The organism is Georgenia sp. M64, assembly GCF_038049925.1.
GTDB lineage: Bacteria > Actinomycetota > Actinomycetes > Actinomycetales > Actinomycetaceae > Georgenia.
Window position 1 is genome coordinate 2,568,713 of the sequence record NZ_CP145809.1, and the last position, 26,086, is coordinate 2,594,798.

At 73.0% G+C, this 26,086-nt stretch carries 27 protein-coding genes; 13 read left to right on the plus strand and 14 right to left on the minus strand.

Going from position 1 to position 26,086, the window contains the following annotated elements:
* Positions 1-10 precede the first annotated feature (10 nt).
* From AAEM63_RS11520 to AAEM63_RS11545, 6 genes are all read right to left on the minus strand, one after another.
* Positions 11-607 carry a hypothetical protein gene (locus AAEM63_RS11520; RefSeq protein ID WP_341358417.1) on the minus strand — a complete coding sequence of 199 codons (597 nt, stop codon included), beginning with the start codon at positions 605-607 and terminating at the stop codon, positions 11-13.
* A 454-nt stretch (positions 608-1,061) separates the two neighbouring features.
* The gene (locus AAEM63_RS11525; protein WP_341358418.1) at positions 1,062-2,660 is read right to left on the minus strand and encodes an alpha/beta hydrolase domain-containing protein; all 1,599 of its coding nucleotides are present in this window, start codon (positions 2,658-2,660) and stop codon (positions 1,062-1,064) included.
* A 344-nt stretch (positions 2,661-3,004) separates the two neighbouring features.
* Positions 3,005-4,516 (minus strand): hypothetical protein, encoded by a 1,512-nt coding sequence (locus AAEM63_RS11530; protein WP_341358419.1) that lies wholly within the window; start codon positions 4,514-4,516, stop codon positions 3,005-3,007.
* Positions 4,517-4,561: 45 nt separating this feature from the next.
* Positions 4,562-5,683 (minus strand): hypothetical protein, encoded by a 1,122-nt coding sequence (locus AAEM63_RS11535; RefSeq protein ID WP_341358420.1) that lies wholly within the window; start codon positions 5,681-5,683, stop codon positions 4,562-4,564.
* Positions 5,684-5,839: 156 nt separating this feature from the next.
* Positions 5,840-8,509 (minus strand): MMPL family transporter, encoded by a 2,670-nt coding sequence (locus tag AAEM63_RS11540; protein WP_341358421.1) that lies wholly within the window; start codon positions 8,507-8,509, stop codon positions 5,840-5,842.
* A gap of 130 nt (positions 8,510-8,639) precedes the next feature.
* Positions 8,640-9,257: a helix-turn-helix domain-containing protein gene (locus AAEM63_RS11545; RefSeq protein WP_341358422.1), complete on the minus strand. Its 618-nt coding sequence runs from the start codon at positions 9,255-9,257 to the stop codon at positions 8,640-8,642.
* Between the two features lie 189 nt (positions 9,258-9,446).
* On the opposite strand from AAEM63_RS11545, the gene AAEM63_RS11550 reads away from it, so the two are divergent.
* From AAEM63_RS11550 to AAEM63_RS11590, 9 genes are all read left to right on the plus strand, one after another.
* Entirely contained in the window at positions 9,447-9,866 is a 420-nt protein-coding gene (locus tag AAEM63_RS11550) for a YkvA family protein (protein WP_341358423.1), read from the plus strand.
* A 189-nt stretch (positions 9,867-10,055) separates the two neighbouring features.
* Complete coding sequence (locus AAEM63_RS11555; protein WP_341358424.1) at positions 10,056-11,393, plus strand: MFS transporter; 1,338 nt, start codon at positions 10,056-10,058, stop codon at positions 11,391-11,393.
* A 144-nt stretch (positions 11,394-11,537) separates the two neighbouring features.
* A complete protein-coding gene (locus AAEM63_RS11560) occupies positions 11,538-12,479 on the plus strand; it encodes an alpha/beta hydrolase (RefSeq protein WP_341358425.1) in 942 nt (313 codons plus the stop codon).
* 421 nt (positions 12,480-12,900) lie between these two features.
* Positions 12,901-13,803 carry a transporter substrate-binding domain-containing protein gene (locus AAEM63_RS11565; RefSeq protein WP_341358426.1) on the plus strand — a complete coding sequence of 301 codons (903 nt, stop codon included), beginning with the start codon at positions 12,901-12,903 and terminating at the stop codon, positions 13,801-13,803.
* A gap of 2 nt (positions 13,804-13,805) precedes the next feature.
* Complete coding sequence (gene ehuC, locus AAEM63_RS11570) at positions 13,806-14,537, plus strand: ectoine/hydroxyectoine ABC transporter permease subunit EhuC (protein ID WP_341358427.1); 732 nt, start codon at positions 13,806-13,808, stop codon at positions 14,535-14,537.
* Complete coding sequence (gene ehuD / locus AAEM63_RS11575) at positions 14,534-15,184, plus strand: ectoine/hydroxyectoine ABC transporter permease subunit EhuD (RefSeq protein ID WP_341358428.1); 651 nt, start codon at positions 14,534-14,536, stop codon at positions 15,182-15,184. Before ehuC ends, ehuD begins: the two co-directional genes overlap by 4 nt.
* Positions 15,171-15,968, plus strand: coding sequence for an ectoine/hydroxyectoine ABC transporter ATP-binding protein EhuA (ehuA, locus tag AAEM63_RS11580; RefSeq protein WP_341358429.1), 798 nt, complete (start codon positions 15,171-15,173; stop codon positions 15,966-15,968). Before ehuD ends, ehuA begins: the two co-directional genes overlap by 14 nt.
* A gap of 172 nt (positions 15,969-16,140) precedes the next feature.
* On the plus strand, positions 16,141-16,605 hold the full coding sequence (locus AAEM63_RS11585; protein ID WP_341358430.1) for a VOC family protein: 465 nt from the start codon (positions 16,141-16,143) through the stop codon (positions 16,603-16,605).
* Position 16,606: 1 nt separating this feature from the next.
* Positions 16,607-17,272, plus strand: a complete 666-nt coding sequence (locus AAEM63_RS11590) for a helix-turn-helix domain-containing protein (protein ID WP_341358431.1) — start codon at positions 16,607-16,609, stop codon at positions 17,270-17,272.
* Positions 17,273-17,284: 12 nt separating this feature from the next.
* Here the strand turns inward: AAEM63_RS11590 and AAEM63_RS11595 are convergent, their stop codons facing one another.
* The 3 genes from AAEM63_RS11595 to AAEM63_RS11605 all read right to left on the minus strand — a co-directional run bounded on the left by AAEM63_RS11595 (position 17,285) and on the right by AAEM63_RS11605 (position 18,522).
* On the minus strand, positions 17,285-17,755 hold the full coding sequence (locus AAEM63_RS11595; RefSeq protein ID WP_341358432.1) for an SRPBCC family protein: 471 nt from the start codon (positions 17,753-17,755) through the stop codon (positions 17,285-17,287).
* A 130-nt stretch (positions 17,756-17,885) separates the two neighbouring features.
* Positions 17,886-18,224 carry a hypothetical protein gene (locus AAEM63_RS11600; RefSeq protein WP_341358433.1) on the minus strand — a complete coding sequence of 113 codons (339 nt, stop codon included), beginning with the start codon at positions 18,222-18,224 and terminating at the stop codon, positions 17,886-17,888.
* A 10-nt stretch (positions 18,225-18,234) separates the two neighbouring features.
* On the minus strand, positions 18,235-18,522 hold the full coding sequence (locus tag AAEM63_RS11605) for a hypothetical protein (protein WP_341358434.1): 288 nt from the start codon (positions 18,520-18,522) through the stop codon (positions 18,235-18,237).
* A gap of 70 nt (positions 18,523-18,592) precedes the next feature.
* Between AAEM63_RS11605 and AAEM63_RS11610 the strand changes: the two genes are divergently transcribed.
* A complete protein-coding gene (locus tag AAEM63_RS11610) occupies positions 18,593-19,138 on the plus strand; it encodes a TetR family transcriptional regulator (protein WP_341358435.1) in 546 nt (181 codons plus the stop codon).
* 385 nt (positions 19,139-19,523) lie between these two features.
* Here the strand turns inward: AAEM63_RS11610 and AAEM63_RS11615 are convergent, their stop codons facing one another.
* The gene (locus AAEM63_RS11615; RefSeq protein ID WP_341358436.1) at positions 19,524-19,670 is read right to left on the minus strand and encodes a hypothetical protein; all 147 of its coding nucleotides are present in this window, start codon (positions 19,668-19,670) and stop codon (positions 19,524-19,526) included.
* Between the two features lie 92 nt (positions 19,671-19,762).
* Between AAEM63_RS11615 and AAEM63_RS11620 the strand changes: the two genes are divergently transcribed.
* Both AAEM63_RS11620 and AAEM63_RS11625 read left to right on the plus strand, forming a co-directional pair.
* Complete coding sequence (locus AAEM63_RS11620; RefSeq protein ID WP_341358437.1) at positions 19,763-20,770, plus strand: Gfo/Idh/MocA family oxidoreductase; 1,008 nt, start codon at positions 19,763-19,765, stop codon at positions 20,768-20,770.
* Positions 20,767-21,627, plus strand: coding sequence for a TIM barrel protein (locus AAEM63_RS11625; RefSeq protein WP_341358438.1), 861 nt, complete (start codon positions 20,767-20,769; stop codon positions 21,625-21,627). The genes AAEM63_RS11620 and AAEM63_RS11625 overlap by 4 nt, the downstream gene beginning before the upstream one ends.
* Positions 21,628-21,804: 177 nt before the next feature.
* Here AAEM63_RS11625 and AAEM63_RS11630 read toward each other — a convergent pair whose 3' ends face one another.
* Genes AAEM63_RS11630 through iolC form a run of 4 tightly spaced genes read right to left on the minus strand, consistent with a single transcriptional unit; the run spans position 21,805 to position 25,074 of the window.
* Positions 21,805-22,233, minus strand: a complete 429-nt coding sequence (locus AAEM63_RS11630; protein WP_341358439.1) for a hypothetical protein — start codon at positions 22,231-22,233, stop codon at positions 21,805-21,807.
* Positions 22,230-23,168, minus strand: a complete 939-nt coding sequence (gene iolB, locus AAEM63_RS11635; protein ID WP_341358440.1) for a 5-deoxy-glucuronate isomerase — start codon at positions 23,166-23,168, stop codon at positions 22,230-22,232. The genes AAEM63_RS11630 and iolB overlap by 4 nt, the downstream gene beginning before the upstream one ends.
* A gap of 2 nt (positions 23,169-23,170) precedes the next feature.
* A complete protein-coding gene (locus AAEM63_RS11640; RefSeq protein ID WP_341358441.1) occupies positions 23,171-24,064 on the minus strand; it encodes a deoxyribose-phosphate aldolase in 894 nt (297 codons plus the stop codon).
* On the minus strand, positions 24,061-25,074 hold the full coding sequence (gene iolC / locus AAEM63_RS11645) for a 5-dehydro-2-deoxygluconokinase (protein WP_341358442.1): 1,014 nt from the start codon (positions 25,072-25,074) through the stop codon (positions 24,061-24,063). The genes AAEM63_RS11640 and iolC overlap by 4 nt, the downstream gene beginning before the upstream one ends.
* A 254-nt stretch (positions 25,075-25,328) precedes the next feature.
* On the opposite strand from iolC, the gene AAEM63_RS11650 reads away from it, so the two are divergent.
* Positions 25,329-26,075, plus strand: a complete 747-nt coding sequence (locus AAEM63_RS11650) for a GntR family transcriptional regulator (protein ID WP_341358443.1) — start codon at positions 25,329-25,331, stop codon at positions 26,073-26,075.
* The last annotated feature ends 11 nt before the right edge of the window (positions 26,076-26,086 follow it).

Consider the following 26,086-nt stretch of genomic DNA (forward strand, 5'->3'; position numbering starts at 1 on the left):
GGCCGACGCCTCACCGCCCGCGGTCGCGCTGCCGCTGCCGCATGACCACGTAGGTCGCCCCGCCGAGCAGCAGTCCGGCGACGACCACGATCACCGTGCCGGTCGGGCCGGACACGACGGACTCGAGCATCTGGCGGGACTGCGACGTCGGGTCGGCGAGGACGACGCCCACGAACGCCGCGACCAGCACGCCGGCGAGGACGGACACCCACCGCGACGACACCCCGTCCAGGCCCATCTTCCGGCGCAGGATCTGAGCGGCGCGGACGATGCGCCCGGCCCGGACGATCCTCAGCGCACCCACGACCCGGAGCAGGCGGAGAAGCTGGACCGGGCCGATCGCAAGGACGACGGCGATGGCAACGGCCACGGTGAGCAGCACCATCCAGATGTGCTTGCGCAGCCACGCGACCTTGTCGCCCGAGACGGCGAAGAGCACGACCGTCTCGGCGACGAGGACTCCCCCGCTCAGCCAGTTCGCGCCCGTGCCGAGCATCGCCCAGGGGTCGTCGAGGAGTGTGAGGAAGACGGCGGGGACCGAGGCGACGGCGGCGACCAGGACCGGCAGGGCGAGGCGCTCCTCCCACCGGCTCTCGCGTTCCTCCATCGGCCACCACGGTACCGGGGCGGCGCGGCCTGGCCGACTTGGGTCGGCGGGTCAGGACGCGTCGACGACGGCGCTGCCTGTTCCGGAGGCGACGGCGCTGCCTGTTCCGGAGGCGACGGCGCTGCCTGTTCCGGAGGCGCCGAGTTGGGGGTTGTTGCGAAAATCTGGCGCACAGAGTCGCAACAACCCCCAACTCGACGAGTGGTCGCCCGGGCTCAGGCTTCCTCGACGAGTGGTCGCCCGGCGCAGGCGCCCTCGACGAGTGGTCGCCCGGGCGCAGGCGCCCTCGACGAGTGGTCGCCCGGCTCAGGCGCCCTCGACGAGTGGTCGCCCGGGCGCAGGCGCCCTCGACGAGTGGTCGCCCGGGGCGCAGGCGCCCTCGACAACCGGCAAGTCGCCCGCCGGCCGCCAGGCGCCCGGGGGCCGGCCGCCGGCCGCCGGGCACCCGGGGGTCCTACTCGGCCGGGACACCGATGCGGTCCAGGAGGTCGTCGGCGACGCCGGCGAGGTACTCCGCGCCCCACTCGGTGAGGTAGCCGGCGTCGATCTGCTCGGCGTCGACCTCAGCCACCAGCGCGAGGTACTCCGCCCGGCTGCCGTAGGTCTGCTCGAACTCCTCGGCGGTGATGAGGTCCACCGAGCCGTAGACCGACCCCGGCTTCGAGGCGCCGAGGTAGGTGCCGAGCGGGTGCTCGATGAGCCCGTAGCGCACACCGCCGGTGACGTTGCCGCTCTCGTCACGGACGAAGGCGCCGTCGGCCTGGTCGAACCAGAGCGAGGGTGCGGCCTCCTTGCCGGTCTTGCTCCAGGTCACCAGCGCCTCGGCGGCGGCGATGATCGTGGGCTCGAGCGGGTAGGGGTTGAGGGCGTCGCGGAACTCCTGCTCGTGGACGGCGGTGTTGGGCAGCCGGCCCGACTTGTAGATCTCCTCGTCCGCAGGGATGACCGGGGAGAGGAGGTCGGTGTGCGGGGTGCCGGGCACCTGCCAGTGGCGGCGGTTGTCCGGCAGGTCCTTCTCGGCCAGCGTCGCGGTGCCGAACAGGCCGGCGTCACCCTCGGAGGTGACGGTGATGAAGGGGACGTCGAGCGCGGGCTCGGAGCCCGGGCCGACGACGAAGCCGTCAGTGTCGGCCTGCGTGAGCGGACGCTCGAGGACGGCGCCGACGGAGTTGAGGTAGCCGTCGAAGACCGGTCCGCGGTTCGCCGCGGTGACGGCCTCGTGGAAGTGCGTGGCGTAGGTGTTGATGTAGATGCCGGACTGGGACTGGCCCATGAGCAGGACCGTCTTGGCCTTCTCGCCGCCGAGGACGGCGCGCCCGTCGTTGCCGTCGAGCAGTGTGCCGACCTGGGTGAGGATGTCCCACGCGAGGCCCTCCTCCGCGCCGGGCACGACCATGAAGGGGTTGAACGAGGACGGGTCGTTCGGGTTGGCGACGATCGGCTCGCGCTCGACGTCCTCGACGTCCCAGGTCAGCGGTGCGTAGCGCTCGGCGTCGAAGTTCTTCAGCGCGTCGATCTGGATGGGCTTGGAGGTGACGCCGATGACGGTGTGGCCCTCGTCCATCGCCCAATCCCACATGCGGCGCCAGTGGTCCTCGCCCGGGAAGCCGTTGGAGGCGTTGAGGATGTCCACGAGCACGACGCCGGAGGAGTCGCCCTTGTGGGCGGGACGGCGCACGAGGATGTGGTTGGTGTAGTCGACGTCCTCGGTGACGACGGCCAGCTCGCCGTCGGCGGCCGCGTCGTCGTCGTAGACGTTGGCCGTGCCGGAGAGGAAGTACTCCTCCTCCACGTAGCCGCGCGCGGCGAGGTCGAGCGGCTGGCGGGCGCGCTCCATCGTGGACCAGGGGTAGCTGTCCTCGGCGACGGCGATCGGTCCGACGACGTCGGGCACGGCGGTGAGGGACTCGGTGACGGCGTCGAGCTCGGTGTGCGGGTTCGTGCCGGCTGGCGGGGCGGCGACGGCCGGGGCGACCGCGGCGGTCAGGCCGAGCGCAGCGACGGCGGCTGCGGTCAGCGCGGTGCGCCGGCGGGGAAGTCTGTGGGTGGTCAAGGAACTCTCCTTCGAGGAACGTCGGTGTTCGGCCCGGCGGCGGTGGTGGGCGCACTGGCGGGCGTGCGCGCCGCGGACAGCCCGGGTGACGGACGGCGCGGCACGGGCCCGAGTCTGGGCAGCAGCGTCCGAAATGGCCACCGGTTGCCACATCTTGCAGGGAGCAGTGGCGGGGCCCGTTGCCCGGCCGTGCGCCGAGTTGTGGGTTGTGGTCATCCGATCGACCTCGAAGGCAGCACGAACCCACAACTCGGCGACGGTGGCGCGGTTGGCCTGGCGCGCCGGGACCAGGCATGCCGATGACCGGCCACGCGCGCGGCGTGGCCGGTCACCTGCAGTGTTCGTCAGCTGATCTGCACCCCGAGCCGACGGGTGAGGGCGAGACCGGCCGCCATGAGGAGCAGGGCGAGCCCGCCGAGCGTCCTGCCGTCCGCGCCGGTTGCCGGGAGCGAGCCGGATCCGGTGGTCAGCGCAGCCGCTTCGGTGCCGGACATCTGCGGCAGCGGGCCGCCGGACGCAGTGAGGGCGTGCGTCAGGTTGGCGACAGTGACCACCCGACCGGCGCCGAGGACGCCGGTACCGAGAGCACCTCCACCGGTGGAGACGACGGCCTCGTCGCCTGCGGTCTTGTCGGCGGAGTCGACACCGAAGTCGACCTCGGCATCGACAATGACCTCGCCGCTGCCGGTGTCGGTGCCCGTGCCGGTGTCGGTGCCAGTGCCGGTGTCGGTGTCGGTGCCATCGTTGCCGGTGCCAGTCCCGGAGTCGCTGTCAGTGCCACCGATCGCGACGTCCACATCGACCGTGGCCGGATCGGTCGCGTCAGCGGCCTCCTCCTCCGACAGATCGCCACCGAGAAGCTCGCCGTCGACATCGACAACCTCGTTGCCGGCGTCGCCCGTCAGGTCGACCTCGACGTCCGCAATGGCGAGCTCGTCGGTGCCCACCGCAGCGTCACCGGTGACGGCACCGCTGTCGGTGCCACCGATCGCGAGATCCACGTCGACCGTGGCCGGGTCAGCGGCGTCGGTAGCCTGCTCCTCCGACAGGTCACCACCGAGAAGCTCGGCATCGACGTCGACAACCTCGTTCGAGGCGTCGCCGGCCAGGTCGACCTCCGCGTCCGCGTTGACCACCTCGTCGGTGCCGATCCCGATGACACCGGTCTCCGTGCCGGCGCCGGTCTCACCCGTGCCGGTGCCAGTCCCGGAGTCACCGGTGTCGCCGATCGCGAGGTCGACATCGACGGTGGCCGGATCGGTCGCGTCAGCGGCCTGCTCCTCGGACAGATCGCCGCCGAGAAGCTCGGCGTCGACGTCGACAACCTCGTTCGTGGCCTCGCCGGTCAGGTCGACCTCCGCATCCGCGGCGATGACTTCACCGGTGCCGATCACGGCACCATCGGTTTCCGCACCGGCTTCGGTCTCACCCGTTCCGGTGTCGATGCCACCGATCGCGACATCAGCATCGACCGTGGCCGGATCGGTCGCGTCGGCGGCCTGCTCCTCCGACAGGTCACCACCGAGGAGCTCGGCATCGACGTCGACAACCTCGTTGGCGGCATTGCCGGTCAGGTCGACCTCCGCATCCGCGGTGACGACCTCGCCGGTGTCTGTGTCCGTGGTGGCGTCGGTGAGGGTCGCGTCGACGTCCACCAGGACGTCCTCCGTGGCTGTCGCCTCGGTGACGACCTCGACGGATGCTTCGGCGTTGAGGTCGATGCCGGTTCCGCCGACCTCGGCGTGTGCTGCTGTGGCGCCGGCGGCGAAGAGGCCACCGGTGACGAGCGCTGTCTTGAGCGCCCGACTGACGTAGATGTGCATGGCTGAATCTCCTGACTGAGGATGGGTGCGCACATGGCGCGGGGTCGCGTGCCGGCAGTGGTGCCGGCCGGACCGGCCTCAGGCAGGAGAGACGGAGACGTCCAGAGCGATGCTCTGCGGTGTGGGGTCGTCGCCGGGGTTGCCGCGAGACGTGCGCGGACTGGCGTCGAGGTCGAAGAGGGTGGTCGGAGCGGCCTCCGCGGTGACGGACGCACCGCTCGCGGCCACCAGGGGCGCACCGGGAACGGCGGCCGACGACGGCGTGCGTGAGTTCCCGCTGCTACCGACGGCTGTGCCGGTGGGTGCGCTGGGTTCGCCGTCGGTGGCGACGAATGCCGGGTCGGCCGGCCGGAGCTCCCCGTGTCGACTCTCGGGTGTCGCACCGACGAGCCGGTCGGCGCCCGTCGTCACGGTGGGTGCGGCCATGTCACCGACGACAGCGCTGGCCTCGTCAGCCACCGGTACGGGTGTCGCGGCCGTCGGACCTGCATCGGGCGAAATCTGGAGTGCGGGAGTAGCGGGCTCCGGCGGGGCGGCCTCCGGGACCAGCTCGAGCGCGACGTCGTCCAAGGTGTCAGTGACGGGGTCGAGAGCGGGCTCAACGGGCGCCGCGATCTCCGCGAGGCTCTCCACCACGGGTGCCACAGCTTCGACGACCGGGGCAGCCACCTCAACGACCGGCTCGGCAGCCTCCACCACCGGGGCAGCCACCTCAACCACCTGCGCGGCAGCCTCCACCACGGGCGCTGCCACCTCAACCACCGGCACGGCAGCCTCCACCACGGGCGCTGCCACCTCAACCACCGGCACGGCAGCCTCCACGACCGGGGCAGCCACCTCAACCACCGGCGCCGCGGGAGCGACCGCCGTCTCGACCGCCTCCGTGCTTGCCCTCTCGACGACCTCGTTCGTGGCGGACGCCATGGGGTCGACGGCTGTCGAAACCGGCGCGGCGACCTGCTCGACGACGGTCTCCGCGCCGTCCAGCGCGCCACCGTCGAGCACGGACGCACTCGCCGATGACGCGAGCGCGGCACCGGCGACCAGGGCGCCCGCCGAGCCGGCGAGCAGCCCCAGCCCGCGCAGGACCCACCGTCCGAGACGGCGTTCGCCGTCCGGGCGCTGGTCCCTGCCCTGCGAGCCGGACATGTCACCTCCGGTGTGGTCTACGCCACAACGTAGAGGCGACACCGCGACCATGCCACCTGAACAGGTGTCGACAGGAATGGGCGAGGCGGGTCGACAGGAATGGGCGAGGCGGCACGGCAAGCCGACCGCCGCCCGCGGTGCAGGCCGCGCCGCCGTGCAGGCCGGCCCGGCGCAGACCACCCGCGGTGCGAGGCCGACCGACCCTCCTCAGCGCACCCCCGCCGGCGCCACAGCGTGCGGCTGCTCGCCGTCGTCGATCCCGAGCGACCGCTCGAGCTTGGCGCCTTCGACGTCGACGTCCGGCAGGACCCGGTCGAGCCAGCGCGGCAGCCACCACGCCCGCTCCCCCAGCAGGCTCAGCACCGCCGGGGTCAGCGTCATCCGCACGAGGAACGCGTCCACCAGCACGCCGAGCGCGAGCCCGAACCCGATCGGCCGGATCATCGTCAGCTCGGCGAAGATGAACCCGCCGAACACCGCCACCATGATGATCGCCGCGGCCGTCACCACCCGGGCGCTGTGGTCGAAACCGCTGACGACGGCGGAGCGGGCGTCCTCACCGTGGACGTAGGACTCGCGCATCGCCGAGACCAGGAACACCTGGTAGTCCATCGCGAGCCCGAAGAGCACACCGATGAGCATGATCGGCAGGAAGCTCAGCACGGGACCGGGCTCGTGGACGTCGAAGACGCCCGAGGCGATGCCGAGCTGGTAGGTCGCCACGACGCCGCCGAACGTCGCCGCGAGCGAGACGAGGAAGCCCGCGGTGGCGAGCAGCGGCACCCAGATCGAGCGGAACACCATGAGCAGCAGCAGGAGCGACAGCCCGATCACGACGGCCAGGTAGACGGGCAGGGCGTCACCGAGGCGTGCGGAGATGTCGATGTTCGCGACCGTCTGGCCGGTCAGGCCGATCGTGACGCCGCGGGCGTCGCCGATCACGGGGGCGGCGTCGTCGAGCCGGTTGACCAGCTCGACGGTCGACTCCGCCGACGGGCCGTCGGCCGGGACGAGCTGGAACGCGAGCGTGGACCGGTCCTCGCTCACGCCGAACGGCACCACGTACTCCACGCCGCCGACGCCTGCGAGGTCCTCGGCCACGTCGAGCTGGACGTCGGTGAGCGTCGCGTCGTCGGCCGGCACGTCGTCCAGGGTCGCGACGGCGATGAGCGGCCCGTTGGCGCCGGCACCGAAGTTGTCCCGGATGAGGTCGTAGGTGCGGTAGGCGGTGGTGTCGGCCGGCTCGGCGCTGCCGTCGGGCAGGCCCAGCCGCAGCTGCGGCGCGGGGCTGGCCAGGACCGCGGCGACGACGGCGACGCCGAGGATCGCGAGCCACGGCTTCCCCTGGACGACGGCGGCCCAGCTCCGGCGGGTGCGGCGCGCGCGCCGGGTGGTCGCCGCCGGCTGCGCGGTGCGGGGCGCGGTGCGCTGCCGGCGCGGCAGCACCCGGTCCCCCAGCAGGGCCAGGAGCGCCGGGGCCAGGGTGAGCGCGGCGAGCACCGCGACGACGACGGTCGCCGCGGCCACGAGGCCCATGGTCGCCAGGAAGGGGATGCCGGTGAGGGTGAGCGCGGCGAGGGCGATGACCACCGTGGTGCCGGCGAAGGCGACCGCGTTGCCGGCCGTGCCGCTGGCGAGGGCGATGGACGCGGTGCGCTCCATGCCGCGGCGGAGCTGGATCCGGTGCCGGTTGAGGATGAAGAGGGAGTAGTCGATGCCGACGGCGAGGCCCAGCATGAGCGCCAGCGCCGGGGTCACGCTCGTCATCTCGACCACCGAGCTGAGGGCGAGCGCCCCGCCGATGCCGATGCCGACGCCCACCACGGCGACGAGCAGCGGCAGCCCGGCGGCCACGACCGAACCGAGCATCACCAGCAGGACGATGGCCGCGATGACGAGGCCGACCGCCTCGCCGGGACCGAAGGCGCCCGCGATGTCGGAGACGATCTCGGTGCTGTAGTCGACCTGGACCCCGGCCTCGGCGAGGGGCTCGCCGACCCGCTGGACCTCCTCGGTGATCTCCGCGGGCAGCGTGCCGCCCCCGACGGCGTCGAAGCGGATCTGCGCCATGGCGACCGTGCCGTTCTCGGAGACCTGCCGCACGCCGTCGGTCAGTGCCGCGAGCCGCTCGCCCTGGTCGAGCTCGGTCTCCCCGCTGGCGAGATCGGCCTCGCCCTGCTCGATCCGGGCGAGGCCCGCGTCGATCTCCGCCTGGGCGGCGTCGAGCTCGGCGGCGCCGGCCTCGAGCTCGGCCCGGCCGGCGTCGATCTGCGCCTGCCCGGCGGCGAGCTGCTGCTCGGCGGCGGCGACCTGCTCGGGAGGCATGGCGGCCCGGCCGGCGTCGAGCTGGGCGGCCTGCTCGTCGAGCTGGGCCTGTGCCGCGTCGAGCTCGGCGGCACCGGCCTCGAGCTCGGCCCGGCCGGCGTCGACCTGCTCCTGCCCGGCGGTCAGCTCGGCGCGGCCGGCCTCCAGCTCCGCCCGGCCCGCCTCGAGCTCCTGGCGGCCCTGGGCGAGCTGGTCGCCGGTGCCGTCGAGCTGGGCCTGGACCTCGAACGGGTCGGTGGCGTCGATGACGCCGTCCAGAGCCGACCACTCCTCGGTGACGTCGGCGACGGCGGCCCTCTGGTCCTCGGTGAACCCGTCCTCGGTGGAGAACGTCACCGTGCCGATGACGCCGGAGGCCTCGGGGATCTCGCGCTCGAGATCGTCGAGCACCTCCTGGAAGCGGCTGCCAGGGATGGTGAAGTCGTTGCCGAGCGGCTTGCCGAGCACGACGGCGCCGGTGCCGGCGAGCGCGATGACCAGCGCCCAGGCGATGACGACGCTCCAGTGGTGCCGGGCGCTCCAGCGTCCGATCCGGTGCAGCAGGGCGGCCACGAGGGCTCCTCTCCGGGCGCTTGGCCCTGCCGCCACGGTCGTGGCGGGTGAAGTCGGTGGCGCCTTGGGGCAGCCGTTGATGGGGGCGTCTTGGTGCGGGTGGGGCGATGTGCGCGTGGTGGGAGGACGGTCAGTCAGGACTGCGCCACCCGGCGCGGGCGTGCTCCAGCGCGCGGATGAGCTCGGTGTTGAACAGGGCGACGGCGTCGGCGTCGGACAGCCCGGCGCTCTGGGTGCGCCAGGCCTTCTCGACCGTCTCGAAGAGGGTCATGACCGTGGCGGCGAGGGTGCGGGCGCGCAGGGGGTCCGCGTCGGCGAGGCGCTCGGTGAGGACGGCGGCGAGCCAGTCCTCGTGGTGCTGCCACAGGCGCAGGTGCGCGCGGTGGCCCAGCCCCTCCTCGGCGGCCGCAGCGTCGGCCGGCTGCCAGCCGAGCAGCCCCTGGTCGACGGGGGTCTCGCGGACGGCGGCGACGATCTCGCCGAGCGGGTCCCCGCCGCGCGGCTGGCGGAGGAAGGCCTCGACGAGGCGCTGGACGGGCGCGGCGGTCGCCTCGGCGACGGCGCCCTCGATGCCGGAGAAGTAGTTGAAGAACGTCCGGCGGGAGACCCCGGCCCGGTCGGCGATGTCGTCCACCGTCACCCGGTCCGCGCCGTTGTCGCGGCTCAGCTCCTTGACGGCGTCGAGGAGCGCCTGGCGGGTGCGCGCCTTGTTGAGCTCGCGGCGCCCGGGAGCCGACTCGTCCGTCATGTCTCCATGGTGCGCTCCAACTGCACGCAGTGCAAGTTTGCATCGGGTGCATGCCGTCTCGGATGTATCGGGTGCACGCCCTCCTGGATGTAGGAGAATCCCTCCGGGGTCCGACGACGGTCGAGATGTGGACCGGCGCCCCCGTTCAGCTGCCCGGCGCCATCGGCGCGGCGACCGACGAACAGATGGATGCGCATGCCGGAGTGGTGGAGCAGCGCCTGGCCGGTTCTTGTCGGCCTCGCCGGCGCCCTCCTCGTGCTGTGGCTGGCCCTGCTCGTCTCCCTCTGGCGCACGAAGCCGGACGAGCTCCGCCTGCGCGAGGCAGTCCGCCTGCTCCCCGACGTGCTGCGGCTGCTGAGGCGCCTCGCGGGCGACACCTCGCTCCCCCGCGGCATCCGCCTTCGCCTCGTGCTGCTGCTCGCCTACCTGGCCCTGCCGTTCGATCTCGTCCCGGACTTCATCCCCGTCCTCGGCTACGCGGACGACGTCGTCGTCGTCGTCCTCGTCCTGCGCTCGGTCGTCCGCACGGCCGGCCCAGAAGCTCTCGAGCGGCACTGGCCGGGAACTCCCGAGGGCCTCGTCGCGGTCCGCAGACTCGTCCGGGACTGATCCCGCCGGCGCGCCGGCAGGAGCACCCTGGAGGCACGGTGCTGCCACCGACTGTTTCGGACCGCCGAAATCTGATGGACCGCGGAGCGGTCCGACGCGCACAGTGTTCTCAGACATGCCGCTTGCGCGCGCGCAAGGGCAGACCGGCTGCTCGCCCAGCCGGGGTGCCGTCATCGAGGAGGTGGAGCCATGCCGGAAACCCAGGCTCCGGAGCGGCGCCGGTCGCGCCGTCCCCTGCCACGGGCCCTGCAGCCGTTCACCGTCCGGCGCTACCGGATCCTCGCGCTCGCCCTCACCCTCTCGCTGCTCGGGACCGGGATCTGGATCGTGGCGCTCGTCTGGCAGGTCATCGCCATCGACGGCGGGCCGGTCGAGCTCTCCCAGGTCGCGACCGGCTCCGCCGTCGGCATGCTCGTGGCGGTCCTCTTCGGCGGCGTCCTCGCCGACCGCGTCCCGCAGGACCGGATCCTCCTGGGCGTCGAGGCGACCAAGGCGCTGCTCGTCGGCGCCCTCGCGGCGCTCTCGCTCACCGGGACGCTGAGGCTGTGGCACCTCGTGGTGGTGGCGGTGGTGGTCGGCGCGACGGAGGGCTTCTTCTACCCCGCCTACTCGGCCCTGCTGCCCAACGTGCTGCCCACCGAGCACCTCCTGGCGGCGAACGGCGTCGAGGGGGTGCTGCGGCCCGCCGTCATGCAGGCCGCCGGCCCGGCCCTGGCCGGCGCGGCGATCGCGGCACTCTCCCCCGGGCTCGCCCTCGCACTGGTCGCCGGGTCCCAGGTACTGGCCGCCGTCGGCCTCAGCCGGCTGCGCCTGACGCTCCCGCCACGGGAGCCGACGGACCGGAACCCGGTGGCCGGGCTCGTCGCCGACCTGCGCGAGGGCTACCTCTACATGGTGCGCACGCCGTGGTTCCTCGCGACCCTGCTGTTCGCGACCGGCTGGGTGCTGCTGCTCATGGGGCCGATCGAGGTGCTGCTGCCGTTCGCCGTGCGCGACCAGGCCGGCGGCGGGGCCGGGGCGTTCGCGCTGGTGCTGGCGTCGTTCGGCGTGGGCGGCGCACTCGGGTCGCTGCTCGTCGCCTCGTGGCGGCTGCCGCGGCGCTACCTCACGGTCATGGTCATGCTCTGGGGCGCCGGGGCGACGCCCGTCGCCGTCATCGGCCTGACCGACCGGCTGTGGGTCATGGTCGCCGCGGTGTTCGTCGTCGGCCTGACGAGCGGGGCGGCGACCGTCATCTGGGGCACGCTCCTGCAGCGGCGAGTTCCCTCGGCCCTGCTGGGACGGGTCTCGAGCCTCGACTTCTTCGTCTCGATCCTGCTCATGCCGGTCTCGATGGCCCTCGCCGGCCCGGTGGGCGAGGCGTTCGGCCTCGGCCCGGTGTTCCTCGTGGCGGGGCTCGTCCCGGTGCTCTTCGCCGTCGCCGCGGTGATCCTGGCACGGATGCCGCGCGACGAGCTCGAGAACCCGCTGGACCACCACGTCCCCGCAACGGTCGACGGCGCTGTCGAGACGGACGGGACGGGGTAGATCCGACGGCGCCGTGCCACCGTTTCCGCCCCGAACCACCGAAGGCTCCCCAACGAGCCGTCGGGCCAACCCGGCCCTGTCGCTCCGCACACTCGGCACTACACCAGTAGTGACACAGCACAACAGACGTAGTAGATTCTCGCCATGGAGCGCAACCGCAGCTCGTCAGGGCGAACCACGACCGCCCGCACGGACCTGCCCCTGCCGCACGTCGACGGCGTCGAGCACCGCCTCGTGGACCTACCGGGTCTGCGGATGCACGTGGCCGCAGCCGGGGAGGGCGACCCGGTCCTGCTCCTGCACGGGGCGCCCGTGCACTGGTACGAGTGGCACAAGATGATCCCGGGGCTCGCGGCGCACCGGCGGGTGATCTGCCCGGACCTGCGCGGCTCGGGGTGGACCGACGCCCCGCGGACGGGCTACACGCGCGACCAGATGACGGCCGACGTCGTGGCCCTCCTCGACGCCCTGGAGCTCAACAAGATCACCTTGGTCAGCCACGACATGAACGCCATCGCCGGCTACGCGCTGTGCTGGGACCACCCCGAGCGCATCGAGCGCCACGTTGCGCTCGGCGTCCCACCACTGTTCGTCAAGCTTCCCGCGAAGGTGCTGCCGAAGTTCCGGCACCTGTGGCACCAGGAGGCGCTCGCGGTCCCCGGCCTCGGCGCCGCCCTCACGGGGCGCGGCCACCAGCGGGTGATCCGCCACATGCTCAACTTCCCCCCTCCCCAGCAGCCGTGGAACGCCCACGAGCGCGAGATCTTCCTCGCGCCGCTTCGCGAGCCGGCGCGGGCCGGCGCCATGTCGGCGATGCTCCGGAAGATGGTGCTGCCCGAGGTCGGCCGGCTCCTGAGCGGCCACTACCGGTCCCGCCGCCTGACCACGCCGACGCTGGTCGCCGCCGCCGCGGGCGACCCGCTCTTCCCACCACAGCTCGTCCGCGAGCTGCTCGCGGACGGCGACGCGTACGCCGACCACGTCGAGGTCGCGACCGTCGACGGCGCAGAGCACCACCAGCCGGCCGAGGCGCCCGAGCGGCTGGTCGAGCTCATCCTGGGGTTCACGGCGACGTCGCACCGCTGACCGCGGCCGGTCCGGCCCGCACGCACGACGCACGCGACGCCCGCAACCCCCGGCCGCGCACGGGACCCGCTGCCGCGACCCCCCACATCCCGTAACCCGGACACCCGTCTCACGATGCGCCCGACGACGGCCGCCTCATGTCACATTGCCGTAACGAAAAAGTTGTCAAATCCGCCGGTCAAGGACTGGTGATGAACGTCCCCACCCGGTCGCGGTATCCGCGGCGTGACGCCGTTTTCGCGCCCTCGTGAGGGTGCGCCCAACGTCGGCGCACGGACAGCAGCCAGCCATTTGTGGCCCGCACCGCCGATCCCTAGCGTGGCCGGGCGCCATGACCACTCGGGGTGACCCGTCCGGTGCCGCGCGCCCCGGGGCGCGCGGCGTCGGGAGGCTGTGCCTCGTCCGAACCGAAGGGACCATGATGACCACCACGACGCGCCGCAAGGCCGCCACCGCCGCCACCGCCGGAGCTCTCGTGCTCGGGCTCGCCGCCTGCGGCAGCAACGACGAGACCGACGACGCCGCGACCGCCACCGGCGACGCCCTCACGCTCGAGGAGCTCACCGAGGACGGCACGATCACCGTCGGGTTCGCCGGCGAGGCGCCGTACAGCTTCCAGGAGGACGGCGAGCTGACCGGAGCCACCGTGGCCCTGCACGAGCAGATCTGGGGCGAGCTGGGCGTGGAGAACGTCGAGGGCGTCCAGGCGGAGTTCGGTCAGCTCATCCAGGGCCTCAACGCCGGCCGCTTCGACGTCATCGCCGCCGGGATGTCGATCCTGCCCGAGCGGTGCGAGCAGGCCTCCTTCTCCGACCCGGAGTTCATGTACACCACCGCGCTGATGGTCGAGGAGGGCAACCCGCTCGGCCTGAGCGACATGCAGTCGATCGCCGAGTCCGAGGCCCAGATGGCCGCCATGAGCGGGGCGATCGAGGCCACCTACGCCACCGACCTGGGTCTGACCCCGATGGAGGTCGGGGGCCCGCAGGATGGCATGGACGCCGTGGTCAACGGGCGCGCCGACGTCTTCGCGCTCACCGGCATCTCGCTGAACTGGATGAAGGAGAACAACCCCGACGCCCCGGTCGAGGTCACCGAGTCCTTCGTCGCCGAGATCGACGGCGAGGAGCAGGTCGGCGCCGGTGGCACCGTCTTCCGAGACGCCGACACGGAGCTGCGCGACGCCTACAACGAGGAGCTGGCGAAGATCGTCGGTGACGAGCAGGCCTACCTCGACGTCGTCGGCGACTTCGGCTTCACGGCCGCCGAGCGGCCCACCGACGACCTGACCACCGAGCAGCTGTGCTCCGGGGAGCTGGGCTGACGTTGGACAACCTCGACGCACTGGTCGCGGCGCTGCCGAGCCTGGCTGACGGGGTGGTCATCACCCTGCAGCTGACGCTCGGCGGCGGCGCGCTGGCGTTCGTCCTCGCCGTCACCCTGGGCCTGAGCGCGCGCAGCGAGGTCTGGCTGGTGCGCGGCGCGGCCCGGGTGCTCATCGAGTTCTTCCGCGGCACGTCCCTGCTCGTGCAGCTGTTCTGGCTCTTCTACGTCCTGCCCCGGCTCGGCGTCACGCTCGACGCTCTCCTCACCGGCGTGCTCGCCCTCGGGCTCAACTACGGCGCCTACGGCGCGGAGGTCGTGCGCGGGGCGATCAGCTCCGTGCCCCGCGGGCAGTGGGAGGCGGCCACCGCCCTGAGCATGCGGCCCGCCCGCAAGCTCCGGAAGATCATCTGGCCCCAGGCGTGGGCGATCATGATCCCCTCCCTGAGCAACCTGCTGGTGATGCTCCTCAAGGGCACGGCGGTCGCGTACGTCATCCTCATGCACGACATCACCTACGTGACCGAGCAGCTCCGCAGGACGACGAACGACACCTTCTTCTCCTACGGCGTCGGCATGGTGCTGTACTTCCTCATCGCGTGCGCGATCGTCCTCACGGCCAACGCGGTCGAGCGGCGCGCCAAGCGCCGGCTCGGCCAGGGCCCCGTGGACACGCCCGCACCGACGGCAACCGTCCCGACGGCGACCGCCCCGGCAGGGGTGATGACCCGATGAGCGACATCTGGAGCTGGGAGCGCGCGGCCGAGGTGCTGCCGCAGCTGCTCGAGGCCTTCGTCCAGGTCACGCTGCTCGCCACGGTGCTCGGCTCCGCCCTCGCGGCCGTGCTGGGCCTGGCCGTCGCGCTGGTCCGCCGGCTCGCCCCGGTCTGGATCGCATGGCCCGTCCACGCGGTCATGGAGTTCATCCGGATGACCCCGATCGTCATCCAGCTGCTCTTCGTCTACTACGTCTTCAGCGAGCTGGACGCCCTGACCATCGGCATCGCCGTCCTGGGGATCCACTACGCCACCTACATGGCCGAGGTCTACCGCTCCGGGATCGACGCCGTGCCGCGCGGGCAGTGGGAGGCGGCCACCGCGCTGTCGATGTCCCCCACCCGCACCTGGCGCAAGGTGATCATCCCGCAGGCGCTGCGCACCACCGTGCCCGCCCTGGGCACCTGGGTGATCTCGATGTTCAAGGACACCCCCTTCCTCACGGTCATCTTCGTCGTGGAGATGGTCAGCCGGGCGGAGGTGTACGGGTCCCGCACGTTCGTCTACGTCGAGGCCTTCACGCTGGCGGGCCTGATCTTCCTCGCTGCCAGCTACCCCACGTCCGTCCTCCTCAGGAGATTGGAAGCACGCCTTGCACGCTACTGACAGCCCCGACGGTGCCACCGCCGTCCCCGCCCTGCGGTTCGAGAACGTCGTCAAGAAGTTCGGCGACCACACCGTGCTGGACGGGCTCGACTTCGAGGTGGCGACGGGCGAGCGTGTCACGCTCATCGGCCCCTCGGGCTCGGGCAAGACGACGATCCTGCGTCTGGTGATGACCCTCGAGCACCTCACCGGAGGTTTCATCCATGTCGACGGCGACCCGCTCACGCACGAGCTCCGGGGCGGGCGCCGGGTGGAGCGGCGCCCGAAGGACGTCGCCCGCATGACGAGGAAGATCGGCATGGTCTTCCAGCAGTTCAACCTGTTCCCCAACATGACCGTGCTGGAGAACATCACCGAGGCGCCGATCCACGTGCTCGGGCGGTCCAGGTCCGAGGCCGAGCGGCGGGCGCGCGAGCTGCTCGACCAGGTGGGCCTGGCGGACAAGGCGGACGCGCACCCGACGCGCCTGTCGGGCGGGCAGCAGCAGCGCGTCGCCATCGCGCGCGCCCTGGCGATGGACCCCGAGATCCTGCTGCTGGACGAGGTCACCTCCGCGCTCGACCCCGAGCTCGTCGGCGAGGTGCTCGGCGTCCTCCGTGACGTCGCGCGCAGCACCGACATCACCATGCTCATCGTCACCCACGAGATGCAGTTCGCCGCCGAGGTCTCCGACCGCGTGCTCATGTTCGACCAGGGACGGATCGTGGAGGACGCCCCGCCCGGGGTCATGTTCTCCAACCCCGGCGAGGAGCGGACGCAGGCGTTCCTGCAGGCCGTCCTCTAGCCGGGGCGGGACCGCTCCGGCCGGTCGGCTCTCGCCGGCCGGCCCGTCGGGCGTCCGACGCGTCGCGGGAGGGCCCCACGAACCGCACTTGCTATTGACAAGCACACTTGTTTTTAGCAACCATGATGTCGTCGCACGAGAGCGGCGCACCCGCCACGTCAAGGGAGACATCATGGCCACCGAGCTCTTCGTCAACCTGCCCACCACCGACCTCGAGCGCGCGAAGGCGTTCTACACCGGCCTGGGCTGGCGCATCAACGAGAACTTCACCGACGAGAACGCCGCGTGCGTCGTCATCGACGACCACATCTACCTCATGATCCTCACCCGCGACTTCTTCGCCACCTTCACCGACAAGCCCATCGCCGACCCCCGCACCTCCCTGCAGGTGGAGACGGCGTTCAGCCGCGAGAGCCGCGACGAGGTCGACGCGATCCTCGACCGCGCACTCGCCGCCGGCGGCGCCGAGCCGCGACCGCCCCAGGACTACGGGTTCATGTACGCCCGCGACTTCGAGGACCCGGACGGCAACCTCTTCTCGGCACTGTGGATGCACCCGATGGCCGCGGAGCAGGGACCCGAGGCGTTCATGGCGCAGCAGGGCGCCGGAGGCGACGGGCAGGCGTCGCAGGCCTGACATGGCGGCACGCACCTACGGGCAGTACTGCGGGGTGGTGACGGCCCTCGAGCTGGTCGGCGAGCGGTGGGCCCTGCTCATCGTCCGCGACCTGCTCGTGGGCCCGCGCCGCTACTCCGACCTCAAGGCCGGCCTGCCCCGCATCCCCACGAACATCCTCGCCACCCGGCTCAAGGAGCTCCAGGCGGCCGGGGTGGTCCGTCGGGTCCCGCTCGCCCACGGCCTCGTCTACGACCTCACGGAGTACGGCCGGGGTCTCGAGGACGTCGTCCTCGCGCTGGGGCGGTGGGGTTTCCGCGCCATGGGCGAGCCAGGGGCGGACGACGTCGTCACGCCCGACTCGATGACCATGGCCTTCCGCACGGCGTTCCGCCCGGCGGCCGCGGCCGGGTGGGTGGGCACCTTCGTCGTCCACGTGGGCGACGTCGTCCTCACCCTGACGGTCGACGACGGCGACCTCACCGTCACCCGAGGCCCGACCGACGGCGCTGCGCTCACCTTCGCCGCGGGCCCGGCGATCCGTGAGGTGATCGCGGGCCGGGTGTCCCCGGACGATGCGGTGCGGACCGGCGTCGTCCACGTGCTCGACGGCGACCCGGCGGCACTGACGCGGTTCGCCGAGATCTTCCACCTCGAGGCCGAGCCGGCACCCGTCGTGCCGGTGTGAGGTCGACCGGCGTCAGCCGCGCCGGGCTGCCGCCTCGGCCGCGGCGGCCAGGTCGGTGAGGTCCTTCTCGAGCTCCCGCTTCACCATCTTCAGGCCGAACCTGCCCATCGCCCTGGCCAGCGGGTTCTGCGGCTTGGTGGGCTCGCCGCTGAAGGTCAGCGTGACCTCCGTGCGCACGGCGTCGAGCGGGGTGAACGTGAATGTGGAGACGTAGTGCACGCCGTGGTTGTCGGCCTCGACCGTGTAGGACGAGGGCCGCTCGGCGTGCGTGACGGTCATCTCCTCGGTGGCCTCCCGGCGCATCATCACGCGGGTCTCACGCCAGCGCGTGCCGACGTCGAACGGGTCGCCACCGGTGAGGACCTCGACGCGCGCGATCGCGGACATGGTGCCCGGCATGGCCTCGAGGTCGGTGGCCACGTCCCAGACCGTCTCGACGGGCGCCGCGACGGTGCGCGAGACGGTGACGGAGCTGTCGGACATGCGGGGCTCGATTCGTTCGGTGGAAGCGATGAGGTGCCACGCTATCGCCGCCCGGGGACATCGGAGGAGGAGGGGTCGGAACGAACACACCCGACGGCTCAGCGGCCGGTGGCGGCCACCACCCCGACACTCAGTGGCAGCTGCAGACCCACACCCAGTACGTGCGGCCTCCCGCGCGCCGCTGCTCGCGCCAGCAGTCGCCGCTCGAGCCGTCCGGGCACAACGCGCGGGCCGGAGCGACGCCGTCGTCGAGGACCTCGTGCCCGACGCTCAGCGGCCCACCGAGGAGGCCACGCAAGGTCTCCGGCTCGGGCAGCGGCGCGTCGCGGTCGCGGGCGAGGGAGTCGAGGCACGCGTCGAGGTACTCCTGCGCCGCGTCGTCGGCCTCCGCGACGTCGCCGTGGGGTGCGCGGCCGGCGACCTGCGAGGTCCCGTTCGGCGCGGCGCGGTCGGTGGTGAGACGCTCCACGACGGCCCCGTCAGCACATCGCGACGCAGCGGATCAGCCGCCCGGACCCGTCGCAGTAGCAGGTCCGGCACGGGTTCTCGCTGTGGAAGCACACGTCCAACCCGTGAGCGAGGGCGTCGGCCCGCACCGACTCCGGGGCATCCAGCGCCGAGGCGTGGGCGGGCAGATCGCCCTCGAGCACGATCTCCGCACCGGGCTCAGTGGGCCAGGGCCCCTCCACGTCGGCGATCCGGCCGTCGTCGCCGATGCGGATGGTGAACGCCTCCCCCGCCTGAGAAGTCAGAATCCACTCGTGCATGGGCGTCTCCCTCAACTGGGCATCGTTGCCGTCCGAACACCGTAGCGCCACTACTGTTATAGTGCCCAGCGTGACGACGACGAGGACCAGGGCGCTCGACGCCGCCGTCGAGCTGCTCGGCACCGAGGGGCTGCGCTCCCTCACCCACGTGCGGGTGGACGAGCGGGCCGGCCTGCCCAAGGGCTCCACGTCGAACTCCTTCCGCACGCGACGCGCCCTCCTGGAAGGGGTGGCCGTGCGGATCCTCGAGCGCGAGCTGCCCGGGGTCGGCACGACGTTCACCCAGCCGTCCACGCCCGAGGAGTTCGTCGAGGGCCTCAGCAGCCTCCTCGAGCTCCTCACCGGGCCGGCGCGCGTCCCGACGACGGCCCGGCTCGTCCTGTTCCTCGAGGCCAGCCACGACCCACCGCTCCGCGAGGTGCTCTCGCGCGGACGCGGGATCCTCGAGGCGATGGGGGTCGCGAGCCTCGCCACCCTCGGCGCCCGCGACCCGCGCAACGCGGCAGCCGCCGTCGCCGCATGCTTCGAGGGCCTGCTCCTGCACCGGGTCGCCCGCCACGACGAGACCGACCCGCGGCCCGTGCTCGGCCTGGTGGTGCGCGGCGCGCTCGCCTGAGCCCCTCAGCGGCGTCGACGACGAACGGCAGACCCACGCCGAGCAGCACGCGGTCGGCCGTCAAGAACCCCAGGCGCCCAGCCCGAGCCTGCGCGACGAGCAGGCTGTCGAACGGGTCGTGGCCGTCGAGGCCCGTCAGGGCGAGCATCGCCCGGGCATGCCCCGCCGTGACGGGGAGCTCGGTCAGCCCGCTCCGCAGGAGGTCGGCCTCGAAGGAGTCCGGCAGGTCCAACGCGGCCCTTGCGGACCTTGAGCAGCAGCTCCCAGATGCTCGCCGCCGAGAACGACGGTCGCGCCGAGGACGCCATCGCCGCGCGGGCGGACGGTCCCGGCCGCGCGTCGTCGGTCGTCCACCAGAGCAGGACGTGGCTGTCGAGGAGCACCGTCAGCGTTCCGTCGGGTCGACGGGCGCCTCGACCACCGCCCGGACGAGCCCGGGGTCGGGATCGTCGAACGTCTCGGTGTCGTAGCGGATCCACCCCTTGAGCAGTCCGGGCACCAGTGCGGACCGGACGTGGGGCACGGTCCGCACGGCACACCGACCCGCTGCTACGCTTGTCCGGACGTACTGACAAAGCCCGGCCGCTCGTGCCGACGGCGACCACCCAAGGAAGGGAAGTCCCGGTGCTGCGTTTCGCCCTCATCGGAGCCGGCCGGATCGGCGCGGTCCACGGCGCCTCGATCGCCGCCCACCCCGGCGCGAGCCTGGCGCTCGTGGCGGACCCCGATCTCGAGGCCGCCGGCCGGCTGGCGACCCGGTTCGGCGCCCGCTCCACGACCGACGTCTCCGACGTCTACGCCGCAGGTGACGTCGACGCCGTCATCGTCGGCTCCCCCACCGCGCTGCACGTCGAGCACCTCACCGCCGCCGTCGCCGCGGGCAAGGCGGTCCTCGTCGAGAAGCCGGTCGACCTCGACATCGCCCGGGTCGATGCGTGCATCGCGGCGGTGGGCGGGGACGCCCGGCGCGTCATGGTCGGGTTCAACCGCCGCTTCGACCCGGCCTTCGCCGAGGTCCGCGCCCGGTCGGGCGAGGTGGGCGAGGTCGAGCAGGTGACGATCGTCAGCCGCGACCCCGCCCCGCCGCCGGCGCAGTACGTGGCCAGCTCGGGCGGTCTGTTCCGCGACATGGCCATCCACGACCTCGACATGGCCCGCTTCCTCGTCGGCGAGATCGCCTCCGTCCACGCCGTCGGCCAGCGTCTCGGCACGGTGCCGGAGCCCGACGTCGACGGCGCCGTCACGACCCTCGTCGCCGAGAGCGGCGCCGTCGTGACGATCGTCAACTCGCGCCACTGCGCCACCGGCTACGACCAGCGGCTGGAGGTCTTCGGCCCGCTCGGCTCGCTCGAGGTGGGCAACGTGCGGGCGACGACGGTGCGCCACCACGGGGCGACGACGAGCGCGGCCACGGGGCCGTACCTCGACTTCTTCCTCGAGCGGTACGCCACCGCCTACGCCCGCGAGCTCGACCACTTCGTCACGGCGATCACTGCCGGCGAGGCGCCGAGCCCCACGCTCGCGGACGGCCGCGCCGCCCTCGAGCTCGCCGACGCGGCGACGCTCAGCGCCGCCACCGGGGAGACCGTGCGACTGCGGTCCTCCGCCCCCATGGAGAAGGAGACGGTATGAGGATCGCCGGAGCGCCCATCAGCTGGGGCGTGTGCGAGGTGCCCGGCTGGGGCCACCAGCTCACCCCCGAGCGGGTCCTGACCGAGATGCGCGACGTCGGTCTCGAGGCCACCGAGTTCGGCCCCCAGGGGTGGCTGCCCGAGGCCCCGGCCGAGCGCGCCGCTGCCATCTCCCCGTACGGCCTCAAGGCGGTCGGCGCGTTCGTGCCGGTCGTGCTGCACGACCCGGGCCACGACCCCGTGCCGGAGGTCGAGCGCGAGCTGGACAGCTTCGAGGCCGCCGGCGGCGACGTCCTCGTCCTCGCCGCGGCCACCGGCCAGGAGGGCTACGACGAGCGTCCCGAGCTCGACGACGACGGCTGGGCCACGCTGCTGGCCAACCTCGACCGCCTCACCGAGGTGACTGCCCGCCGCGGGATCCGCGCCAGCCTGCACCCGCACGTCGGCACGATGATCGAGCAGCGCGCCGAGGTCCTGCGCGTGCTCGAGGGCTCCGCCGTGCCGCTGTGCCTGGACACCGGCCACCTCCTCATCGGCGGCACCGACCCGGCCGAGCTCGCCCGTGACTGGGCCGCGCGCATCAACCACGTCCACGCCAAGGACGTGCGCGCCGACCTGGCCGACTCGGTCCGGGCCGGCGACCTCACCTACACGGAGGCGGTCCGGCGCGGCATCTACGTCCCGCTCGGCCAGGGCGACGTCGACCTCGCGTCGATCGTCCGTGACCTCGCGGCCGCCGGGTTTGACGGCTGGTACGTGCTCGAGCAGGACACCATCCTCGGCGGCGCCCCCGACGGCGAGGGGCCGGTGGGCGACGTCGCCACCTCGCTCGCGTACCTGCGCAGCCTCGCCGGCTGAGGTTCCACCGCGCCGGCTGAGCTTCGCCGGCTGAGCTTCGCCGGTGCCAGCCGCTGCCGTCCGGGGCAGGTGCCGTTTCGCCGCCCGACAGCCGGGGTCGCCGAGCGGGGAAGAACTGGCGGACTGGGGAAGAAACAGCCGCTCTGAGCCGTCGAAACCTCCCCGACTGTTGCCACATCACGGCGGATGGCCCGCGGCTACTCCAGCCGGAGACCGACGCTCACGGTGCCCGGCGAGCGCCAGCTGAGGTAGAGCCGGGTGCCGCCGAGGGCGTCGGTGCCGCCGAGGAAGGTGTACGCCTCGCCGGGCCGGTACAGCGGCGGACGCTCCGGTGCGGGCGTACCCGACGGCGGTGTGGACCATGGCCTGCTCGTTGCGGGCGAGGTAGTACGGGACCGTGCGCTCGGCCGGCTCGGGGTCGAGGTGGTTCTCGGCGAGCGCCTGCCCCAGCCCGGCGACGTTGCCGTGGCCGAAGATCCCCATGACGCCGGCGACGAGGGGCCGCTCGACGCCGTCCCGCTCGGTGTGCTGGTTGGCGAGGAACCGCAGCAGGGCCTGGCCCACGGTGAGGCGGACGGTGGGCCGGTCGGCGTCGGGGGTGGTCATCGTGCCTCCTGCGCAGGACGGGTCATCGGCAGACGGGGGTCGACCTGCTCGCGCTCCCACGTGCCGCGCACCCAGTGGTGCGCCGGGTCGTCGGTCATGAGCCAGGCGCCGTCGTCGGCGGGGCCGGCCATGACGTTGAGGTAGTACAGGTCGTACCCCGGGGCCGCCATCGACGGACCGTGGTAGCCGTGCGGCGTGAGGACGACGTCGCCGGCGCGCACCTCGGCGGCCAGGTCGAGCGGCCGGCCCGGCGAGCCGTAGGAGCGGTGGAAGCCGAAGCCGGGACCGTCGGGGCCGGCGGCGACGTCGAAGTAGTAAATCTCCTCGAGCTCGCGCTCGTCGTCGGTGTGCTCGTCGTCCTTGTGCGGGGGGTAGGAGGACCAGTTCCCGGCCGGGGTGAGGACCTCGCAGACGAGGAGGTGGTCGGTGCGCACGTCGTTGCCGAGGGCGTAGTTGTTGACCTGGCGGGAGGCCGCCCCGGCGCCGCGCAGCTCGGTGCGCACGGCGTCCGCCCGCTGGTAGGACACGGGCAGGTCCCGGGTGGCGCGCGCCGTCGGCAGGGCCAGCCGGGCGCCGTCGGGGGCGGTGATCACGGCGGTGGTCCGGCGGGGCAGGTAGAGGAAGTCGGTCACGGCGGTGAAGACGTCGGGGCGGCCGTGGAGCTCGAGGAGGGCGGCGCCGTCGGGAGCCCCGCCGTCCTGAGCACCAACGCCGGGAGCCCCACCGCCGGGCGTCTCGAGCACCTCGACGACGCACCCGCCGGCGAGCGGCAGGACGAGCAGCTCGTCGTCGCCGGTGGCGAGCTCGTGGATCCCGCCCGGCGCCAGCTCGAGGACCTTGAGGCCGCTGAAGGCCCACCCGGCCCGCTCGGGGGTGACGTCCACCGAGTACGGGCCGTGGCCGGTGGTGCCGGCGCGCAGGAGGATCTCGCTCACGGTCACCTCATGACCTCCACGGCGGCGTCGACGGCGCCGGCGACGTCGTCGCCGGGCGGGTAGAGCAGGGAGCGGCCGATGACCAGGCCCGTCACCGAGGGGATGGCCAGCGCCCGGGCCCAGCCGGCGCGGGCGGCCCCGGCGTCGGGGTCGACGTCCCCGCCGAGGATGAGGGCCGGCAGGGTCGAGGCGGCCATGACGCGCTCCATGTCCGCGACGACGGGCAGCTTCAGCCACGTGTACGCCGAGGTCCGGCCCAGGCCCGACGCGATGGCGATCGAGGTGATGACGGCCTCGGGGCTGAGGTCGTTGACGACCCGGCCGCGGGCGTCACGCCGGGAGATGAACGGCTCGACCATGGCGGTGACCCCGGCCTCGGCGAGGGTGTCGACGGCGTGCGCGGCGGCCTCGAGGGCGCGCGCGCTGGCCGGGTCGGCGGGGTCGATGCGCAGGAGCATCTTGCCGCCGTCGAGGCCCGAGGCGACGACGCCGCGGGCGTCGTAGCCGGTGAAGCGGTCGTCGATCTCGAACGAGGCGCCGGCCAGCCCGCCGCGGTTCATCGAGCCGTAGACGAGCTTGCCGTCCAGCGCCCCGAGGAGGGTGAGGTCCTCGACGAGGTCGGCGGTGCCGAGGAAGCCGTGCACGCCGGGCCGGGCGAGGGCCTCGACGCAGCGGCGCAGCAGGTCGCGCCGGTCCGCCATCGCTGCGGGCTCCGGGCCGGCGGCGAGCGCCCCGCGGGCGGGGTGGTCCGCGGCGATGATCATGAGCTTCTCCCCGGCCGGGACGCGGCCGCGGGGCCGCTCGTGCAGGGCGGCGGCGATGCGCCCGGGGTCGGTGGCGCGGATCCGGAGGATCTCGGCCAGCTCGGCGGCCAGGGTGGCCTCGGTGGTGGTCATCGGGCGGCCGTCCGGGTCTGGTTGAGCTCGGCCACGGGGGTGCCGGCGAGGACGGCCTCGAGCTCGGCGGCGGTGGGCATCGCGGTGGAGCACTCCAGGCGGGAGGCGACGATCGCCCCGGCCGCGCTGGCGGCCTCGCTGGTGTGCCGCAGCGACCAGCCCGACAGGAGCCCGTGGACGAGGGAGCCGCCGAACGCGTCCCCCGCGCCGAGGCCGTTGAAGGTGGTCACGGGCGTGGGCGGCACCTCGACCCGCTCCTCGCTGGTCTTCGCGAGCGTCCCGGCCGGGCCCTGCTTGACGACGGCGAGCTCGACGCCGGCCTCGAGGAGGGCGTCCGCGGCACGCTCGGGGTCACGCTCGCCGACGGCGACCTCGCACTCCTCGCGGTTGCCGACGGCGACCGTCACGCCGGCGAGCGCGGCGCGCAGCTGCTCGCGGGCCTGGAGCGGGGACTCCCAGAACATCGGGCGGTAGTCCAGGTCGAGCACGGTGTGCCGGGCCCGGCCGCGGACGGCGAGGGCGGCGTGGTGCGCGGAGCGGCTCGGCTCCTCCGACAGCCCCGTGCCGGAGAGCCACAGGAGCCGGGCCTTGCGCACGACGTCGACGGGCACGTCCTCGGGGCGGATCTGCATGTCGGGGGCGGAGGGGCGGCGGTAGAAGTACAGGGGGAAGTCGTCCGGCGGGAAGATCTCGCAGAACGTCACCGGGGTGGCGTACTCCGTGGACGTCACCACGTGCGCGTCGTCGACGCCGAGCCGGCGCATCTCCCGGCGGACGTAGCGCCCGAACGGGTCGTCGCCCACGCCGGTGAGGATGGCGGCGCTGCTGCCGAGCCGGGCGGAGGCCACGGCCACGTTCATCGGGCTGCCGCCGAGGTACTTGCCGAAGCTGGTGACGTCCTCCAGCCCCACGCCGGTCTGCAGGGGGTAGATGTCGACACCGCTCCGGCCGACCGTCAGGACGTCGATCCCCACCGCGGCACCTCCTCGTCCTCGCGGTCCGTGCCGCATAGTCACATCGCCGCTGGGCCGGGCGGCTCCGACGGCGTCAGGGGAACTCTGCCCTGACAAGGGCACCGAAGTCAAACTTTGTCCTGACATGCCTGGAGCGCTGGTCCTGGCGTGAGATCGACAGTGCCGCGGCCGTCCCCCGTCCTCCGACGCCGGTCGCCACCACCTCACATGGTCCGCGCAGAACAGGTACGATCCTCCTAATGTCCGGACACAAAGCCGTGTCCGATCCGTCCGACGAAGAACCGGGGCCCATGTCTGACAAGGGGACGCAGCTGCACATCGAGCTGGACCGCACGAGCCCGGTGCCGCTCTACCACCAGATGGCCAAGGCCATCGAGCGCAGCATCGAGTCCGGCCAGCTCGCGCCCGGCGAGCGGCTGGAGAACGAGATCGCGCTGGCGGACCGTCTGCGCGTCTCCCGGCCCACGGCCCGCCGGGCGCTGCAGGAGGTGGTCGACCTGGGGATGCTCGTGCGCCGGCGCGGCGTGGGGACTCAGGTGGCGCCCGTGCGGGTGCGCCGGAAGGTCGAGCTCACGAGCCTCTACGACGACCTCGCCAACGCGGGGCGTCACCCCAGCACCTCGGTGCTGGAGTACAGCGTGGGCGCGGCGGCGCCCGAGGTGGCGGCGGCCCTGGAGCTGCCCGCCGACGCCCAGGTCGTCACCGTGCGCCGGCTGCGCTTCGCCGACGGTGAGCCGCTGGCGCTCATGACCAACCACCTCCCGCGCGAGATCGCGCCGACCTACGACGAGCTGGCGGACGTGGGGCTGTACGCCGCGCTGCGCTCCCAGGGCGTGGAGATTCACCTCGCCCGCCAGCAGATCGGGGCGCGCGCCGCGACGGCCGCAGAGTCGCGGGTCCTCGGGGAGAAGCCGCGCGCAGCGCTGCTCACCATGGAGCGCACCGCCTACGACCCGGCCGGGCGTCCGATCGAGCACGGGGTGCACCTCTACCGCGCGTCCCGCTATAGCTTCGCGACGACCCTCTTCGCGCCGTAGGGACGCGACGT

What these genes read in the sequence shown, in the direction of transcription:
- AAEM63_RS11520 (WP_341358417.1), bottom strand. Translation starts at nt 607, where the DNA reads ATGGAGGAACGCGAGAGCCGGTGGGAGGAGCGCCTCGCCCTGCCGGTC.
- AAEM63_RS11535 (WP_341358420.1), bottom strand. Translation starts at nt 5,683, where the DNA reads ATGGTCGCGGTGTCGCCTCTACGTTGTGGCGTAGACCACACCGGAGGT.
- AAEM63_RS11545 (WP_341358422.1), bottom strand. Translation starts at nt 9,257, where the DNA reads ATGACGGACGAGTCGGCTCCCGGGCGCCGCGAGCTCAACAAGGCGCGC.
- AAEM63_RS11550 (WP_341358423.1), top strand. Translation starts at nt 9,447, where the DNA reads ATGCGCATGCCGGAGTGGTGGAGCAGCGCCTGGCCGGTTCTTGTCGGC.
- AAEM63_RS11555 (WP_341358424.1), top strand. Translation starts at nt 10,056, where the DNA reads ATGCCGGAAACCCAGGCTCCGGAGCGGCGCCGGTCGCGCCGTCCCCTG.
- AAEM63_RS11560 (WP_341358425.1), top strand. Translation starts at nt 11,538, where the DNA reads ATGGAGCGCAACCGCAGCTCGTCAGGGCGAACCACGACCGCCCGCACG.
- AAEM63_RS11565 (WP_341358426.1), top strand. Translation starts at nt 12,901, where the DNA reads ATGACCACCACGACGCGCCGCAAGGCCGCCACCGCCGCCACCGCCGGA.
- ehuD (WP_341358428.1), top strand. Translation starts at nt 14,534, where the DNA reads ATGAGCGACATCTGGAGCTGGGAGCGCGCGGCCGAGGTGCTGCCGCAG.
- AAEM63_RS11585 (WP_341358430.1), top strand. Translation starts at nt 16,141, where the DNA reads ATGGCCACCGAGCTCTTCGTCAACCTGCCCACCACCGACCTCGAGCGC.
- AAEM63_RS11590 (WP_341358431.1), top strand. Translation starts at nt 16,607, where the DNA reads ATGGCGGCACGCACCTACGGGCAGTACTGCGGGGTGGTGACGGCCCTC.
- AAEM63_RS11595 (WP_341358432.1), bottom strand. Translation starts at nt 17,755, where the DNA reads ATGTCCGACAGCTCCGTCACCGTCTCGCGCACCGTCGCGGCGCCCGTC.
- AAEM63_RS11605 (WP_341358434.1), bottom strand. Translation starts at nt 18,522, where the DNA reads ATGCACGAGTGGATTCTGACTTCTCAGGCGGGGGAGGCGTTCACCATC.
- AAEM63_RS11625 (WP_341358438.1), top strand. Translation starts at nt 20,767, where the DNA reads ATGAGGATCGCCGGAGCGCCCATCAGCTGGGGCGTGTGCGAGGTGCCC.
- AAEM63_RS11630 (WP_341358439.1), bottom strand. Translation starts at nt 22,233, where the DNA reads ATGACCACCCCCGACGCCGACCGGCCCACCGTCCGCCTCACCGTGGGC.
- AAEM63_RS11640 (WP_341358441.1), bottom strand. Translation starts at nt 24,064, where the DNA reads ATGACCACCACCGAGGCCACCCTGGCCGCCGAGCTGGCCGAGATCCTC.
- iolC (WP_341358442.1), bottom strand. Translation starts at nt 25,074, where the DNA reads ATGCGGCACGGACCGCGAGGACGAGGAGGTGCCGCGGTGGGGATCGAC.
- AAEM63_RS11650 (WP_341358443.1), top strand. Translation starts at nt 25,329, where the DNA reads ATGTCTGACAAGGGGACGCAGCTGCACATCGAGCTGGACCGCACGAGC.